Source organism: Oceanospirillum beijerinckii DSM 7166 (genome assembly GCF_000422425.1).
GTDB classification, from domain to species: Bacteria; Pseudomonadota; Gammaproteobacteria; order Pseudomonadales; family Halomonadaceae; genus Oceanospirillum; species Oceanospirillum beijerinckii.
This window is the reverse complement of record NZ_AULT01000023.1, coordinates 19,271-34,574: the sequence shown is the minus strand read 5'-3', so window position 1 is coordinate 34,574 and position 15,304 is coordinate 19,271. Positions and strand designations below refer to the sequence as shown.

The following is a 15,304-nucleotide window of genomic DNA, read 5'->3' as shown; positions in this document are numbered from 1 at the left end:
TTCTCCTTCACTTAACCCTGTTCCTTTATTATTCGCCTTTGCGGCCTGTTTGTTCTGTTCTTTCCGACAAGGAACTATGGTTATTAATCTCTCGTAGTGTGCTTATCGCTGCTACAAAATCAAACTGGTTGATCTGTTGCAGTAGTCGGTCGAGCCCTTGTCGCAGGTCAGGATCGGTATTGTGCTGGCGCAGGAGCGTCAGTTCTTCAGGGTCAATATATTCACCGCTTTCAAGTTTAGTATAGAGGCAGGAAAGAAGATCACTTAACTCGTGGCTACCGCCTTGATCTGTGGTGATGTTATTTTGTTGATATTGAAAGCTTTTTAGTACTTCGTTCAGTCTATCACTACTTTGTTCCAGGATCTTCATTTGCTGATCCAGTTGATTTGAATGTTGTTCAGCTGCCTTTTCCAGGGCTAATGCATGGCTTTGTAGCTCCAGAGCAGATAAATTCCCTGCCAATCCCTTAATGGTATGGGCATTAAACTTCACCAGAGGCAGGTCATTGTTGTTAATGGCTTCCCTTAGTTGGCTCAGCAGCGGGGGCAAATCGATCTGAAATGCATCGACCAGAGCCAATAACAACTCTTTCTGCCCCATAATACGCTTGAGCACGGCTTCCTGATCCCAGACCAGATCCGGTTGATCTGACGTCGCTTCGGTGGCGTCTACAGAATTGATGCGGCTATCTGTTTGGCTTAGATCTGCCAGAGCTAGTTGAGTCGCTGCATCTGTGTTCTTAGTATTCTCTTTGTCCGTATTGGTATCTTGCTCAACTTCGGGTAGCCACTTTCTTAATATGGAAATCAGAATACTCGAATCGATAGGCTTGGACAGATAATCATCCATTCCGGCTGCAAGGCACTTTTCTTTGTCTCCTGCCATCGCGTTTGCTGTCATCGCGATAATAGGTGTGTGGCTATAACCCTCTTCCGGTGAGCTATTGCGTATTTTATGAGTGGCAACATAGCCATCCATTATGGGCATCTGGCAGTCCATTAAGATCAGGTGATAGGTGTTGGGTGCTTTTTGCAGGATAGCTAACGCTTCCTGACCATTATTGGCGATATCGACGTCGAGCCCTATCTCATTGAGAATGCCGGTTGCAACCATCTGATTAACCTGGTTATCTTCTACCAGAAGAATTCTACAGTGCTCGGGCCAATGCCTGCGATGATTGTCAGCTTTGCTATCTCCTGTTGTTGCCACTGACAGATCATTGAGTTGAAAGTGTTCTCCCTGAGTAAGCATTATGGCATTCATGATATCCGAGCTGGTCGCCGGTTTTTGGATGCAGGCACAGAAGTGTTGGCCAGCTTCTTTATAGATATGCTGATTATCAGAGATAGAGTGCATCAGGATCAGAGGAATCTGATTAAACCGCTGATCCATGCCCAGATCCTTTCCTGCGATCTGACTGAGCTGGCTATCGATAAAAATAGCATCAAAGACTGTGTTATGGTCTGCTAAGTGTTGTTTACACACATTAAGCACGGCGTTGCCATTTGAAGCTTCAGCGACCGAAGCCCCCCAGAGTCTTAACTGTTTAGCTAAAATCTCTCGGTGGGTTTGATTGCTGTCGGCAATCAATAAGCGCAGGCGATTAAAATTGATCTTAGGCTGATTGTGTTGTTGGGAGTGTCCCTTCTTCATAATGATATAGAAGGAAAAGCTGCTACCTTTGCCCTGCTGGCTATTGACCCAAATATCCCCCCCCATCAGTCGGCATAGTTTTTTACAAATCGCCAGCCCTAAACCTGTACCACCGTATTTGCGTGTGGTTGAGCTATCGACCTGGCTGAAAGAGTCAAACAGATGACTGATCTTCTCTTTAGGAATGCCGATACCGGTATCGGTAACAGAGCAGTTCAGTCTTAGCTGGCCGTTGGACGTTGGGGTCAGTGATGCACTAATAATAATCTCACCCTTATGAGTGAACTTAATAGCGTTACCCACGAGATTGGTTAAAATCTGACGAATACGGGTCGGGTCACCCTTAACGCCTGAATCATCCAGTTGAGAAAGATCAAGAATCAGCTCCAAACCTTTCTCCTGCGTTTGTATGGCAATACTGTCGGTAAAATCTCCTAAAACCTCTCTCAGATCGAAGTCCAGGCTTTCAAGTTCCAGTTTGCCCGCATCTACTTTGGAGAAATCAAGAATATCGTTGATCAGGGTGAGTAGCGATTCAGCACTGCTTTGCGCAATACGGACTTTATGCTGCTGGTCTTCATTTAATGGTGTGTTTTTTAGTAGTCCCAGCATGCCCAGTACACCATTCATGGGCGTACGTATTTCGTGACTCATACTGGCTAAAAACTCACTTTTCGCTTTTGCAGCTTGTTCAGCTTGCTCTTTGGCTTCGCTCATTGCCTGTTCTGCTTGTTTACGTTGCGTCACATCTGTACGTATTGCAATGTAGCTCTCGGGTTTGCCGTCGTCTCCTTTAAAAGGCACGATCGTGGTATCAACCCAATACAAGTGACCGGCTTTGGCACGATTACAGATTTCGCCATGCCAGACACCGCCCCGGGCTATCTTTTGATACATCTCCTTAAAAAAAGCAGTGGAGTGATGGCCCGAGTTGAGGATGCGATGGTTACTGCCGATTAATTCCTCCTGACGGTAACCACTGATCTCAGCAAACTTATCATTGGCGTATGTGATATCGCCCCGAACATTGGTAATGGCAACAATAGAGTGTTGATCAAAAGCAAATTGCTGTTCTGCAAGATCTTTCAACGCCTCTTCTGATTTCTGTCGGCTAGCTTCCAGGGCTTGCTGCTGGATTAGTTTAACCTCCAGCATATGGTTAAATGCATCGGCCAGTTGACCAATCTCGTCACGGGCCTTGATCTCAACCTGCTGATTGGTTTCACCCGCTGCAACAGCTTTACTGACATTGACGAGTTTAACGATAGGATTGGTGATGCGTCGGGCCACCACAAAGGCCAGTATCAACACAACCAATGTTGTGAGTAGCACCAGATACAAAGTAATCCGGCCCAGCCAGTGGGCCGATTCAAGCGCTTCTGTTCGATCAATCTCACTGACCAGAATCCAATTCACATTGGCGATATGTATAACGTTATGAGTACCAATCACCCTTGTACCGTCAGGGCCCAGGTAGTCACCCGCAACCAGTTTTTGTAAAGGGTTACTGTCTAAAAAGTGTTGGTACTGAGCGGTATTAACTTTCCGATGTAGCACATCATCCCAGTTATTTTCGATAGGGGTACGCAAAACTCCATTCTCAGCCAGCAGGTAGTGCGCAATGGAGCTATTTTCAACGCGACCCGATTTTAACATAGCAAAGATGCGATCAAGGTTGAGTCTGATTGCCAACACTCCCAGCCTTTTACCTTCTGTATCTTGTAGTGGTGCGGTTAAAAAGCCTGCCATAGGGCTACCCGGTGCAGGGTAACGTTCCATATCAGAAAATAGCACTTCTCCAGATTGAAGGGTGCGTTTTACCGTGCTGGCAAAACGGGTGTAGCGTATGGGTGGCGTATATATATTTTGACCAAAGTCATTGCCTTTAGTACTGCTGAAAAGAATATTGCCTTCTAAATCAATGAGGTAAATATCTGCAACATAGTCGTAGCGCCTGAAAAGAGACATTAATCCATCTTGTAAGGCCGTTGCCCGGTTGCTCCAGCTCTCACTATTGACATACTGTGAAACCGACAGAGTACTGTCTGTTAGCCCCTTGGATAGACTCTGTAACAACTGAGCGTTACTCGCATCTTCTGCCTGAAAATGCAGATCTGCAAAGCGATAGTCAAACCAGTTATTGATAAAACGAATAGTAAGCTGCGATGAGTGTGTCAGTTCTCTTTTTGCTGAAGTTACCAGGGAATCACTGGCTTGCTGATAGCTGAGTGAAGACACCAAAATTAATGGCACCAAAGATAACAACAGGAACCATAGAACCAAGCGGAGGCTGAGGGACTGATAGTTCTTAGTGGCGCTCTTCTCTGAGCCTTGAGATACCGGCATAGTGGGCTGCTTTTTCTTCATGATCAAATGGTTACTTTCACAGCATAATTCATTGGGCGCTTTAATCCAGCCTTATGTCTGTGAGATAGCCTGATAGATAACCAGTCCAGTTAAGGATAATCTTCTTAGCTGGAGAGAAAGTGATGACAAGAAAAAGTGACATCAAAGCATTTAAACGGGATGCCCGTGCATTAGTGCCTGAACAAGATTACAAAGTAGCTGAAGCTGCCAGAACCCCTGGGATCAACGACAATAGGATAAACCCGTATTTCTCGTTTCCCGCGATGGCATCGACCAGATCCAAAGCTGAAAACTCAATGGTATAACGACGGGCTGGCACCGCTGAAAGATTGATCTCACAACGAAGTTTTTCAGTGTGATATTGGATGATTTATACCTTTTGATAACGCCATTTATGTCAAATAGTTTGATATTGCTGGAATTAAACAGCCATAGAGCTTGCAAACAATTGTGCGACCTTAAATGACGTAAAGATCGCTTATATCGCGTCTATCTGTCGTTATAAAGTTGATTTATAACAGTTTTATCCCGCCGATAAATCCGCTACGCTGCTCAACCAGTTGAACAAAAAATATCCAGCCAGAAACGGACTTTGCCTGATTTGTACCCCGCGCAAACGTTGCAATGTGATCCGTCAATCAAGGAATAGAGAGCACAAGCCAATGCAGGATCTTTCGCCGTCCGATCTGAAAACCATACTTCATTCCAAGCGGGCTAATCTTTATTACCTGGAACACTGCCGGGTGCTGGTGAACGGTGGGCGAGTGGAATATGTCACTGATGAAGGCAAACGCTCACTGTATTGGAATATTCCTATCGCTAATACCACGACGATATTGTTGGGTACGGGGACTTCGATCACTCAGGCGGCGATGCGTGAATTGGCAAAAGCCGGTGTGTTAGTGGGGTTCTGTGGCGGAGGTGGCACACCTCTTTTTAGTGCTAATGAGGTCGATATCGAAGTGGCCTGGATGTCCCCCCAGAGTGAATATCGTCCCACCGAATACCTGCAAGCCTGGGTAAGGTTCTGGTTTGATGATGAAAAACGTCTGGAAGCTGCAAAGAAGATTCAATTCTTACGTTTAGAGCGGTTAAAGAGATCCTGGTTGGAGAGTCATCCGTTAAAAGATGCGGGCTTTGTTATTGATGCCGATGTGCTCATTCCTTTATTGACCAGCAGTGCGGAGAAAGTCGCATCATGTGGTGATGTAAGTCATCTACTGACGGAAGAGGCCCGTTTAACCAAACAGCTGTTTAAGCTTGCCGCGCAAACCCTGAATTATGGTGATTTTACCCGTGCTAAACGTGGTACTGGCACGGATCTGGCCAACCGCTTTTTAGATCATGGTAACTATCTGGCTTATGGTCTGGGGGCGACAGCAACCTGGGTATTAGGTTTGCCCCATGGTTTGGCGGTACTTCATGGAAAAACTCGCCGGGGAGGCTTGGTTTTTGATGCGGCAGATTTAGTTAAAGATGCGGTGATTCTACCCCAGGCGTTTATTTCCGCAGTGCGTGGTGATGAAGAACAAGAGTTTCGTCGCAACTGTATCGAGGCACTGACACGCACGGAGTCTCTGGATTTTATGATTGATAGCCTACAGTCTATTGCCCTTGCGTTGGGAGAAGAGACACCATGAATGTCTTATTGGTCTCTCAATGCAGTAAACAGGCGCTGAAAGAAACCCGACGTATTCTGGATCAATTTGCTGAGCGACGTGGAGATAGAACCTGGCAAACGCCCATCACTATGGCAGGTTTAGCCACACTACGTAAGTTGCTAAAAAAGAGTGCCCGTCGTAATACTGCTGTCGCTTGCCATTGGATCAGAGGTCGAGACCACAGCGAGCTGATATGGATTGTCGGTAACGCCGGAAAATTTAATACCGAAGGTGCTGTACCCACCAATACGACCTCGCGAAATATTCTAAGATCAGAAGATGAAAACGGTTGGCATACCGCAGAAGCCACCGCTCTTTTAGCGGGTATCGCTGGGCTATTTCATGATTTTGGCAAAGCCAATAAGCTGTTTCAGGCCAAACTAAAACCCAGCTATAAAGGCAAAATCAGTGAGCCAATTCGTCATGAATGGGTCAGTCTGCGTCTGTTTCAGGCTTTTGTTGGTGAACTGTCCGACAGGGAATGGTTAGAGAAGCTAAGTGCCATCAATCCTGATCACGAAGCAGAACTAATAAGCAGTCTGCAACAAGTCAAACGGGAGCAAAAAGTAAAGCAAGGGCAGACGCAGAAAGTAGAACTCAGTAACCCGTTTAAGTCTCTGGCTAATCAGCCCGTGGCTAGTGTTGTCGCTTGGTTGATTGTTTCTCACCATCGTTTACCGGAATATCCTGAGAAAACCCGTGAAGCCCATGGTCTAACGACCGGTTTAAAACTAGATCGTATTGCTGAACTCACTGGTAAAGCCGTGAATGCCGGTTGGAACTCGCCGCAGCTGTGGTCAGATGATTGGAGCGATAAAGAGTGGCAAGCAGTTTGGCAGTTTCCGCAACACACACCTATTGCCAGTAAAACCTGGTGTCAAAAAGCCAATAGCCTGGCGAAAAAAGCTTTAAGCCTAAATACCTTATTTCGAGCAGAAGGCTGGTTAACGGATCGTTTTAGTAGTCATTTAGCCCGTATGGTGCTGATGCTATCGGATCATGCGTACTCCGCTGCTCAACCAACACCGCAATGGCAGGATAAAAAATATCGCGCTATCGCCAATACTGATAGAGACACCGGCCAACCTAAACAGCAGCTGGATGAGCATAATATCGGTGTGGGCCATAATGCCTATCTGTTTGCGAAACGACTGCCGGGTTTGCGTAAAAGCTTGCCTGTGCTGTCTCGAATGAAGGTATTAAAGCAGCGCGTCAGTATCCCGCGCTTCTCCTGGCAGAACAAAGCCTATGAGTTGGCAAGAGCACTAGCAAATAAGTCTCAACAGCAGGGCTTTTTTGGCATCAATATGGCGTCAACCGGGTGCGGTAAAACCTTCGCTAATGCCCGCATTATGTATGGCCTGAGTAATGAACGCACTGGCTGTCGCTTTAGTGTTGCCTTGGGGCTACGTACTCTAACCCTGCAAACCGGCGATGCCTTTATGGAAAAGCTGCGCCTGGAAGAGGATGATCTTGCAGTGCTGGTGGGTTCGCAGGCCGTGCGCCAGTTACATCAGCAGAAAAACAAGCCGGAAGCAGCAAAAGTACTTTCGGCTCAGGAGCAAAAGCTTTCTTTGTTAGAGCAACTGTCACTATCCGGTAGTGAATCGGAAGAAGCCCTGATAGATGACAGTCATCATGTACGTTACGAAGGTTCTCTGGAAGATGGCCTGTTAAGTCGCTGGTTACAACAGCAATCTGAAAGAAAATCTAAGGTTCATCAATTGGTAAGCGCGCCTGTATTGGTGAGCACCATTGATTATCTGATGCCCGCCACAGAAGCCAGTCGCGGTGGCAAACAGATTGCGCCTATGCTGCGCTTGCTGACCTCAGATCTGGTATTGGATGAACCCGATGATTTTGGTTTAGAAGATCTACCAGCGTTATGTCGTTTAGTGAACTGGGCGGGCATGTTGGGTTCACGAGTCTTACTGTCTTCAGCCACGTTACCGCCGGATTTGATTAGAGCCTTGTATCAGGCCTATCTGGAGGGACGCAATCAGTTTAATAAAGCCTGTGGTCAGCAACCGGATAATCAACAAACAGTGCCTTGTGCCTGGTTTGATGAGTTTTCTGTCGATCACGGAGATTTTGCAGATGACAACGCCTTTGCAGTACAGCATCTGAATTTTGTTAAACAGCGCATTAAAAACCTGCAGGCGAAAAGTCAGCCATTACGTTGGGCAGAACTGTTAAAGGTTCAGAATGATGGTTCTGAAACGGATCAAGTGATTGATAGCGTTGCGCAATGTTTGCATCAGGCGATGATTTCACTGCATCAGCAGCATCATAGTATTGTTAATCAGTCTGCTAGTGTTGTTAAACCTGATAGTGGTGTTCTGGCTGGTACAAAGAAAGCAGCGTCTGCTACAGACCAAGCAAGCACACAGGATAAAAAAGTCTCCTTTGGCCTGATTCGTATGGCGAATATCAATCCTATGGTTGCTGTCGCACAACAGCTATTAGCGCAGCCGATGCCAGAGAACTACCGCCTGCACTTTGTGGTGTATCACTCTCAATATCCATTATTGATGCGTTCCAATATAGAAACAGTATTGGATAGAGTGCTGGATCGTAATAATGCAGAAGCCGTTTGGCAGGATAAAAACGTACAGCCCCTTCTAAATAAATACCCAGAGCAAAACCATCTGTTTGTCGTGCTGGGAACTGCAGTGACTGAAGTTGGTAGAGATCATGATTATGACTGGGCAATTGCAGAGCCCAGTTCAATGCGTTCTCTGATTCAGTTAGCAGGGCGAATAATGCGTCATCGTCGCCAGCAACCGAAAAGCCCTAATCTGTTCATCCTGAATAAGAATATCCGAGCTCTAAAAGGCAGTTCGGTAGCTTATACCCGACCGGGCTTTGAGTCCTCAGTGTTTAACCTGATCAGTAAAGACCTGACAGAAACTCTGCAAACCAGTCAGTATCAAACTATCAACGCTGAACCACGTATCTTGCCTGCTGAGACTTTGGATGCTCAAGGTAACTTAGTCGATCTGGAACATGCGCATCTAAATGCTCACTTGTTTGGTCACGAAAAAATCCCTCTCTATGCCGCCCGTTGGTGGCAGCAAAACGCCCATTGGAATTACGAAATTCAACGTCGCTCCCGATTCCGACAATCCAACCCGGACGAATGTTTTGTGCTTCATATGGAAGACGAACTGGACGAACCGGCTTTTTATGAATATCTGCCCAATGGTGAACCAAATCCCAGAGGGGAAAGCTTTAATCAGCTAGAGAATCTGGAGTTAGGTCAAGGTGTTATGCCTTGGATCAGTAACGACCCTGCAGAGTTGATTATCCAGCAGGCAGAGCATTTGGACTGGCCTTTAGTGTTGTGCAGCAGAGTGTTTGCAGAGATTCGTTTAAGAGAGAAAGAAACGCAAGAGCAGTGGTTTTATCACCCGTTGCTGGGCGTGTTTACTGAATTGAACTAAAAGAATTTTTCAAGAAGAAGGACTAATAAAAATGAGGTTTCATGATGGAAGAACCCAAGCAAATGTTAGCGGATAAAATCCGGCAATTTATTGAGGAGCGACTTGCTACCAAGCTGGAGGCCTTTGATAAAGCGACAGAGAAAAAGCGCAAATCCGCTTTGGAAGAGCAATTGTCTGAAGTCGAAGCAGACATTCAGACAGAAAGAACTGAATTGCTGGATAAGTTCAAGGTAGATAACTGGCTCACAGATGCGGCTAAGCGGGCGGGGCAGATCAGTATGGTAACCCATGCTGCTAAGTACACGCACTCGGATACCAAAAGCGTCAGTATCTATTTGCCGCCTAATACTGAAAAATCTGAATTAGATCAGCGCTATCTTACTTCCTCTTCTTTGGTTGAATTAGTGGTCGATACAACCGGCAATGCTGCCGCCCTTGATGTTGCAGGCCTACTTAAACAGGACGTTGATGGCAAAACTCTGCTGGATGAGTTGATTGCAGGGGATGACACGACTTTAACTGCTTTAGCGACAAATCCTGAGCAGGTAGAGCAATGGCGAGAGGGTTTAAAAGCGTGTTTAACAAGTAAGGCACTAACCTCCGGTCAGTTATCGAAACAGCTCTATTTCCCTGTTGAGGAAGACGGTAATGCTTACCACCTGATCAGCCCTCTATATGCCTCCTCGTTTAGCCAAGCGGTATACAACAAACTAACGGCAAGCTTCTACTCTGATAAGGCCAAAGCAATCCGCCAAGCTAAAAGATCTGATAAATATCACCCTGAAGCTCAGGTTGCTTTCCCAAATATTGCCACTCAAAGCTTCGGTGGTACTAAGCCTCAGAATATCTCTCAGCTGAATACCTCCCGTTACGGTAAAGGCTATTTATTGTCATCTCAGCCACCCGTCTGGCAGCAACAGGCTTTTATCCCAGCTAAAGGAAAATACGCATTCTGGCGTGAGTTTGATCGCCGGGTTTGGAAAAAGTCCAAGGCGTTACGTCACTATCTGGAAAAAGTATTTCCACGGACCAGCATCAAAGAGATTCGTGATCAGCGGGCAGAGTTTATTGATGAACTGATGGATGAATGCCTGTTGTTGGCTGCAGAGGTACAAAACCAACAAGAGAAAGCGGGTTGGAGTGCTCAATCAGATTTGATCGACTCGGAACGCCTATGGCTTGATCTATACCGCACTTTGATTGATGAAGAGTTCCGTGAAGAGCGCGAGAAAAATGATTGGCAGATCGATATTGCCAACGGTTTTGCCTCTTGGTTAAACAACGTGATCGGTTATAACTCTGATGCGCTATTCCCCGGAGAAAATGAGCACGGTGAGTGGCAGCGTTTACTCAAGCGTCGTCTGGTGCGACTGAAAGATGATCTGGAGGTGATGGCATGAGATCGCTACTGATTATAAAGCGCCTGCAGGTACAAAACGCCAATGCCATTTCCGGCTTAACCTGGGGCTTTCCTGCAGTGAGCAACTTTTTGGGTTTTACCCATGCCCTGTCTCGCTTTCTGCAAGAGAAGCATGATGTGGCTCTGGGCGGTTGCGGCGTTATTTGCCATCAGCATCAGGTACAGGCTTATCAACCTGCCGGTGTCGGTGAGTATGTATTTGCCTTGAGCCGAAACCCATTAACCAAAGACGGTAAAACAGCCCCATTTAATGAAGAAGGGCGCATGCATATGCAGGTCAGTCTGGTGATCGAATGTGACTTCGATTCCGACGACTTTGATTTTGATACCGATGATGACGATCAGGATATTGCGCTATTTGAGCAACAGATTGAGCAACGGCTTTATCGTCAGCGTTTGGCTGGTGGCACTATTCAACATATCCAGCAGGTTAAGTTTATTCCATTGCAGGAGAGCTTGGAAAAACGCGAGAAACAATGCCGCAAGTTGATGTTCCAGTTGCTGCCCGGTTTTGCCTTGGTAGATCGTTCCCCACTGCTGGCACAACATTATCAGCAACTCAAGCAGGATAATCCTGAAGCTGAAATGCTGGATGCCTGGATGGATTTCGCCGCACTGAAGTTTCAGGCGCAGCCCAAAGTCAAAGAAGGCGAAGAAATTACCGAAGACACGCCTGCCGACTGGATCTATCAGCCAAAACCCGCTGAAGGTTGGCTGGTGCCGATTACCACTGGCTATAAAGGTATCTCTCAGCTTTACGAGCCTGGAGAGGTCGCCAATACCCGAGATCCTGACACTCCATTCCGGTTTGTCGAATCTGTCTATGGCGTAGGCCAATGGCTGAGCCCGCATCGTATTAAAGATCCTGAACAACTGATCTGGCGTTACCAACAGCAAGATGACTGGTATCTATGCCAAAACGCTTATCAACCTGAAGTAACAGACAACGAAACTCCCGCAGCTGAAAATCAATAAGGACAATGAACATGGCAAAGTTAGCAATCGCATCTGTACTGGCATTTGAACGTAAACTGGCAAATTCTGATGCCTTAATGTATTCCGGCCGCTGGGAAGAGATCGAAAACCACAGTCGCTGGACGCCCATCGCTATTCAACAGAAAGATGTACGTGGCACCATCTCAAACCGAATGAAAGCCAATATCGCTAATGATCCGGCAAAGCTAAATGCTGAGATTGAAAAGGCCAATTTGCAACGGGTTGATGTTGCAGCCCTGCCTTTTGAAGACGATACGCTAAAAGTCTCTTTCACCCTGCGTGTATTGGGTGATCTGCATATTCCATCTGCCTGTAACAGCCCTGAGTATCAGCGAGCGTTAGAGAACACCATTAAGGGTTATGCAGAAAACCAGACTTTTGCTGAGCTGGCGCAACGCTATGCTGAGAATATCGCCAATGGTCGTTTCCTATGGCGTAACCGAGTGGGTGCGGAAGAGATTAAAGTGCAGGTGACTCATAAGCAGGATGATCAGATCACCACTTGGGAATTCGATAGTTATGACTTTAATCTGCGTAAATTTTCAGAACCGTCAGAAGATCTGCAAGCGCTGGCCCGTGTGATTGAAAATGGCCTATCCGGCGAGAGCTATGCTTTTGTCACCGTCAACGCTTTTATCAAACTGGGCGATGGTCAGGAAGTGTTCCCATCTCAGGAGCTGATTCTGGATAAAGGCAAAAGTGATAAGAGCAAAGTGTTGTACCAAGTGGGTAATGTGGCTGCTCTACATTCACAGAAAGTAGGCAATGCCCTGCGTACAATTGATACTTGGCATCCTAAAGCAGATGAAGTTGGCCCAATCGCAGTAGAACCCTATGGCTCTGTGACCAGTCGCGGTGTTGCTTATCGTCAGCCTAAACCTGCAGATAAAAACACGCCTGCAAAAATGGATTTTTATAACCTGCTAGATGACTGGATTGGCAAAGATCAAGCCCCGGATGTTGAACAACAGCACTACGTAATGGCGATGTTTATTCGTGGCGGCGTCTTCGGTAAAGCAGATTAAGAGGTGGTTATGGATTATTACCTTCAAATCACTGTACTACCTGATCCAGAGTTTAAAGCCACAACACTAATGAGTGCGCTGTTTTCTAAATTGCATCGTACTTTAGTCAGTGTTGGTCAGGGAGAGATCGGCATTAGCTTTCCAAAAGCCGATAAGTCTCCCGGTGAGGTTTTACGTTTGCATGGCAGTGAAACTGCACTCAATCGCTTAATGGATGAAAACTGGTTGAAGGGACTACGAGATTACACTGAGGTTTCTAAGGTGAGCTCAATTCCAGATCAGGTACAGCACATTCAAGTTAAACGTAAGCGTCCTAAACTCACGGCTTCTCGTCTACGTCGGGCCGTCAAACGGGGAGCTATTTCAGAGGATCAGGCGGAAGAGTTACTGATGGAAGACAATAAGGAGCAGATCGAAAATCCTTATTTCAGACTGCAAAGTCAGTCGACAAATCAGAACTTCCCCTTGTTTATTGAGCAGAGTCAACCACAGGAAAATTCGGTCAGTGGAAGCTTTAATGCCTACGGTATTAGCCAAACTGCGACTGTACCCTGGTTCCCTTAGTTTTGACCCTTTTTTTGGAGCTATTTTTAGCCCCTTATAAATCAATAAGTTAGCGGTAGACTCAAAAAAGGGTCTAACCGCCGATTTTTCCCCTTGTTCTTTAAAAATCAGAGAGTTACCGTTTTAATGTTCTAGTTCACCGCCGAATAGGCGGCTTAGAAAAGGAGGGGTTAGCGCAGATATAAATACAGGTCGTTCACCGCCGAATAGGCGGCTTAGAAATATTTTCTCATTAACGTCTTTTAGGATGTCGCGTTCACCGCCGAATAGGCGGCTTAGAAAGCCAACAACTGCAGCACCGTATCTGGCTGACAGTTCACCGCCGAATAGGCGGCTTAGAAAATGAGCATAGATCACATGAAGGGCAAATTCTAGTTCACCGCCGAATAGGCGGCTTAGAAAATCGCCGTGCCTGCCAGGGCTGTGGCGTTGTTGTTCACCGCCGAATAGGCGGCTTAGAAAAGACAGCTGGCCGCTTCTTTCAGCTTACGAACGTTCACCGCCGAATAGGCGGCTTAGAAATGCAATCAGAATTCCTTTGCTTTGTTCTAATAGTTCACCGCCGAATAGGCGGCTTAGAAAGGCTAAAGCTCCGCGCAAAGGCGTAAGAGCAAGTTCACCGCCGAATAGGCGGCTTAGAAAACACCGCGCAATGTGATCTGTGATGTTATGGAGTTCACCGCCGAATAGGCGGCTTAGAAAGATGACATACGTAATGTTAACGAGCGCGTCAAGTTCACCGCCGAATAGGCGGCTTAGAAAAGGTACCTGCAAGAGTATTGATATCAATCGATGTTCACCGCCGAATAGGCGGCTTAGAAAAATACGCTGCAGCAATCCGAAAACATAAGCGTGTTCACCGCCGAATAGGCGGCTTAGAAACTGCACGTTTTGCAGCGCGTCACCGATGGCTTGTTCACCGCCGAATAGGCGGCTTAGAAAAACTGGCAATCTAAACCGGAAAGGAGCCACGCGTTCACCGCCGAATAGGCGGCTTAGAAAGCATGACATCTAACCCGATTTTTTAATAATGCGTTCACCGCCGAATAGGCGGCTTAGAAAATTAGAGTACACCCATTACGCCTTCAGTGACGGTTCACCGCCGAATAGGCGGCTTAGAAAAGTTAATGTGCCCATGTTCAGCATCACATTGAGTTCACCGCCGAATAGGCGGCTTAGAAAAGTATGTGTTGTGCTTTCTACCGCCAACCCAGGTTCACCGCCGAATAGGCGGCTTAGAAAAGCTCCCCAGCTTACTCTGATCAATTCAAACAGTTCACCGCCGAATAGGCGGCTTAGAAATCTTTGTGCATCTCTAACAAGTAGTCATTAACGTTCACCGCCGAATAGGCGGCTTAGAAAATCAGCATTTCCAACTAAATCAGCATCCCGATGTTCACCGCCGAATAGGCGGCTTAGAAAAGGAGTCAAATCGCAACTTATTTGTTGATCAGGTTCACCGCCGAATAGGCGGCTTAGAAATGACCGCCACTGGTCGACACAGAGAACGACACGTTCACCGCCGAATAGGCGGCTTAGAAAGGCGCGGATCTGGCACAGGATAGCTTAGGCTTGTTCACCGCCGAATAGGCGGCTTAGAAAAGATACAGAATCAGCCATGGCGCGTTCACCGCCGAATAGGCGGCTTAGAAAAGTTATCCACCAGCCAGCTAAAAAGGCTTAACGTTCACCGCCGAATAGGCGGCTTAGAAATGACAACCGGTATGCCAGGCAAAAGGGCTGTTGTTCACCGCCGAATAGGCGGCTTAGAAAAGCTGGCGCAGAGCGTTGGTATGGAACACCCTGTTCACCGCCGAATAGGCGGCTTAGAAAAGCTGGCGCAGAGCGTTGGTATGGAACACCCTGTTCACCGCCGAATAGGCGGCTTAGAAAAAAGACTTCATCAAAAGCATCAAAGACTTCAAGTTCACCGCCGAATAGGCGGCTTAGAAATAGCGGCGGTTTTATGAGCTGATAACATTCCAGTTCACCGCCGAATAGGCGGCTTAGAAAATAGCCCGGTTTGCGCTGTCCAGTGTCTTCTCGTTCACCGCCGAATAGGCGGCTTAGAAAATAATCAGGAAAGCCAACGGCTATGGCACTATGTTCACCGCCGGATAGGCGGCTTAGAAAGTTGTTATACAACATTGAGTTGTAGGCACACAGTTCACCGC

Annotated in this window: 8 protein-coding genes and 1 CRISPR repeat array; of the genes, 7 read left to right on the top strand and 1 reads right to left on the bottom strand. The window is 46.8% G+C overall.

What is annotated here, in order from left to right; translation table 11 throughout:
- Positions 1 to 28: 28 nt before the first annotated feature.
- The gene (locus H579_RS24820) at positions 29 to 4,021 is read right to left on the bottom strand and encodes a response regulator (protein WP_084624023.1); all 3,993 of its coding nucleotides are present in this window, start codon (positions 4,019 to 4,021) and stop codon (positions 29 to 31) included.
- 122 nt (positions 4,022 to 4,143) lie between these two features.
- Between H579_RS24820 and H579_RS24815 the strand changes: the two genes are divergently transcribed.
- The 7 genes from H579_RS24815 to cas6f all read left to right on the top strand — a co-directional run bounded on the left by H579_RS24815 (position 4,144) and on the right by cas6f (position 13,130).
- Positions 4,144 to 4,326, top strand: coding sequence for a hypothetical protein (locus H579_RS24815; RefSeq protein WP_036565754.1), 183 nt, complete (start codon positions 4,144 to 4,146; stop codon positions 4,324 to 4,326).
- A 357-nt stretch (positions 4,327 to 4,683) separates the two neighbouring features.
- Positions 4,684 to 5,661, top strand: a complete 978-nt coding sequence (gene cas1f, locus H579_RS0108005; protein ID WP_028300239.1) for a type I-F CRISPR-associated endonuclease Cas1f — start codon at positions 4,684 to 4,686, stop codon at positions 5,659 to 5,661.
- Positions 5,658 to 9,125, top strand: a complete 3,468-nt coding sequence (gene cas3f / locus H579_RS0108000; protein WP_028300238.1) for a type I-F CRISPR-associated helicase Cas3f — start codon at positions 5,658 to 5,660, stop codon at positions 9,123 to 9,125. The genes cas1f and cas3f overlap by 4 nt, the downstream gene beginning before the upstream one ends.
- A 41-nt stretch (positions 9,126 to 9,166) precedes the next feature.
- The gene (csy1, locus tag H579_RS0107995; protein ID WP_084624022.1) at positions 9,167 to 10,525 is read left to right on the top strand and encodes a type I-F CRISPR-associated protein Csy1; all 1,359 of its coding nucleotides are present in this window, start codon (positions 9,167 to 9,169) and stop codon (positions 10,523 to 10,525) included.
- Positions 10,522 to 11,520, top strand: a complete 999-nt coding sequence (gene csy2, locus H579_RS0107990; protein WP_028300236.1) for a type I-F CRISPR-associated protein Csy2 — start codon at positions 10,522 to 10,524, stop codon at positions 11,518 to 11,520. Before csy1 ends, csy2 begins: the two co-directional genes overlap by 4 nt.
- Positions 11,521 to 11,531: 11 nt before the next feature.
- A complete protein-coding gene (csy3, locus tag H579_RS0107985) occupies positions 11,532 to 12,566 on the top strand; it encodes a type I-F CRISPR-associated protein Csy3 (protein WP_036565749.1) in 1,035 nt (344 codons plus the stop codon).
- 9 nt (positions 12,567 to 12,575) lie between these two features.
- Positions 12,576 to 13,130 carry a type I-F CRISPR-associated endoribonuclease Cas6/Csy4 gene (cas6f, locus tag H579_RS0107980; protein WP_028300234.1) on the top strand — a complete coding sequence of 185 codons (555 nt, stop codon included), beginning with the start codon at positions 12,576 to 12,578 and terminating at the stop codon, positions 13,128 to 13,130.
- Between the two features lie 134 nt (positions 13,131 to 13,264).
- Positions 13,265 to 15,263: a CRISPR direct-repeat array (repeat unit 28 nt; unit sequence GTTCACCGCCGAATAGGCGGCTTAGAAA).
- Positions 15,264 to 15,304: the final 41 nt, after the last annotated feature.

What these genes read in the sequence shown, in the direction of transcription:
- cas6f (WP_028300234.1), top strand. Translation starts at nt 12,576, where the DNA reads ATGGATTATTACCTTCAAATCACTGTACTACCTGATCCAGAGTTTAAA.
- H579_RS24820 (WP_084624023.1), bottom strand. Translation starts at nt 4,021, where the DNA reads ATGAAGAAAAAGCAGCCCACTATGCCGGTATCTCAAGGCTCAGAGAAG.
- csy2 (WP_028300236.1), top strand. Translation starts at nt 10,522, where the DNA reads ATGAGATCGCTACTGATTATAAAGCGCCTGCAGGTACAAAACGCCAAT.
- csy3 (WP_036565749.1), top strand. Translation starts at nt 11,532, where the DNA reads ATGGCAAAGTTAGCAATCGCATCTGTACTGGCATTTGAACGTAAACTG.
- cas1f (WP_028300239.1), top strand. Translation starts at nt 4,684, where the DNA reads ATGCAGGATCTTTCGCCGTCCGATCTGAAAACCATACTTCATTCCAAG.
- csy1 (WP_084624022.1), top strand. Translation starts at nt 9,167, where the DNA reads ATGATGGAAGAACCCAAGCAAATGTTAGCGGATAAAATCCGGCAATTT.
- H579_RS24815 (WP_036565754.1), top strand. Translation starts at nt 4,144, where the DNA reads ATGACAAGAAAAAGTGACATCAAAGCATTTAAACGGGATGCCCGTGCA.
- cas3f (WP_028300238.1), top strand. Translation starts at nt 5,658, where the DNA reads ATGAATGTCTTATTGGTCTCTCAATGCAGTAAACAGGCGCTGAAAGAA.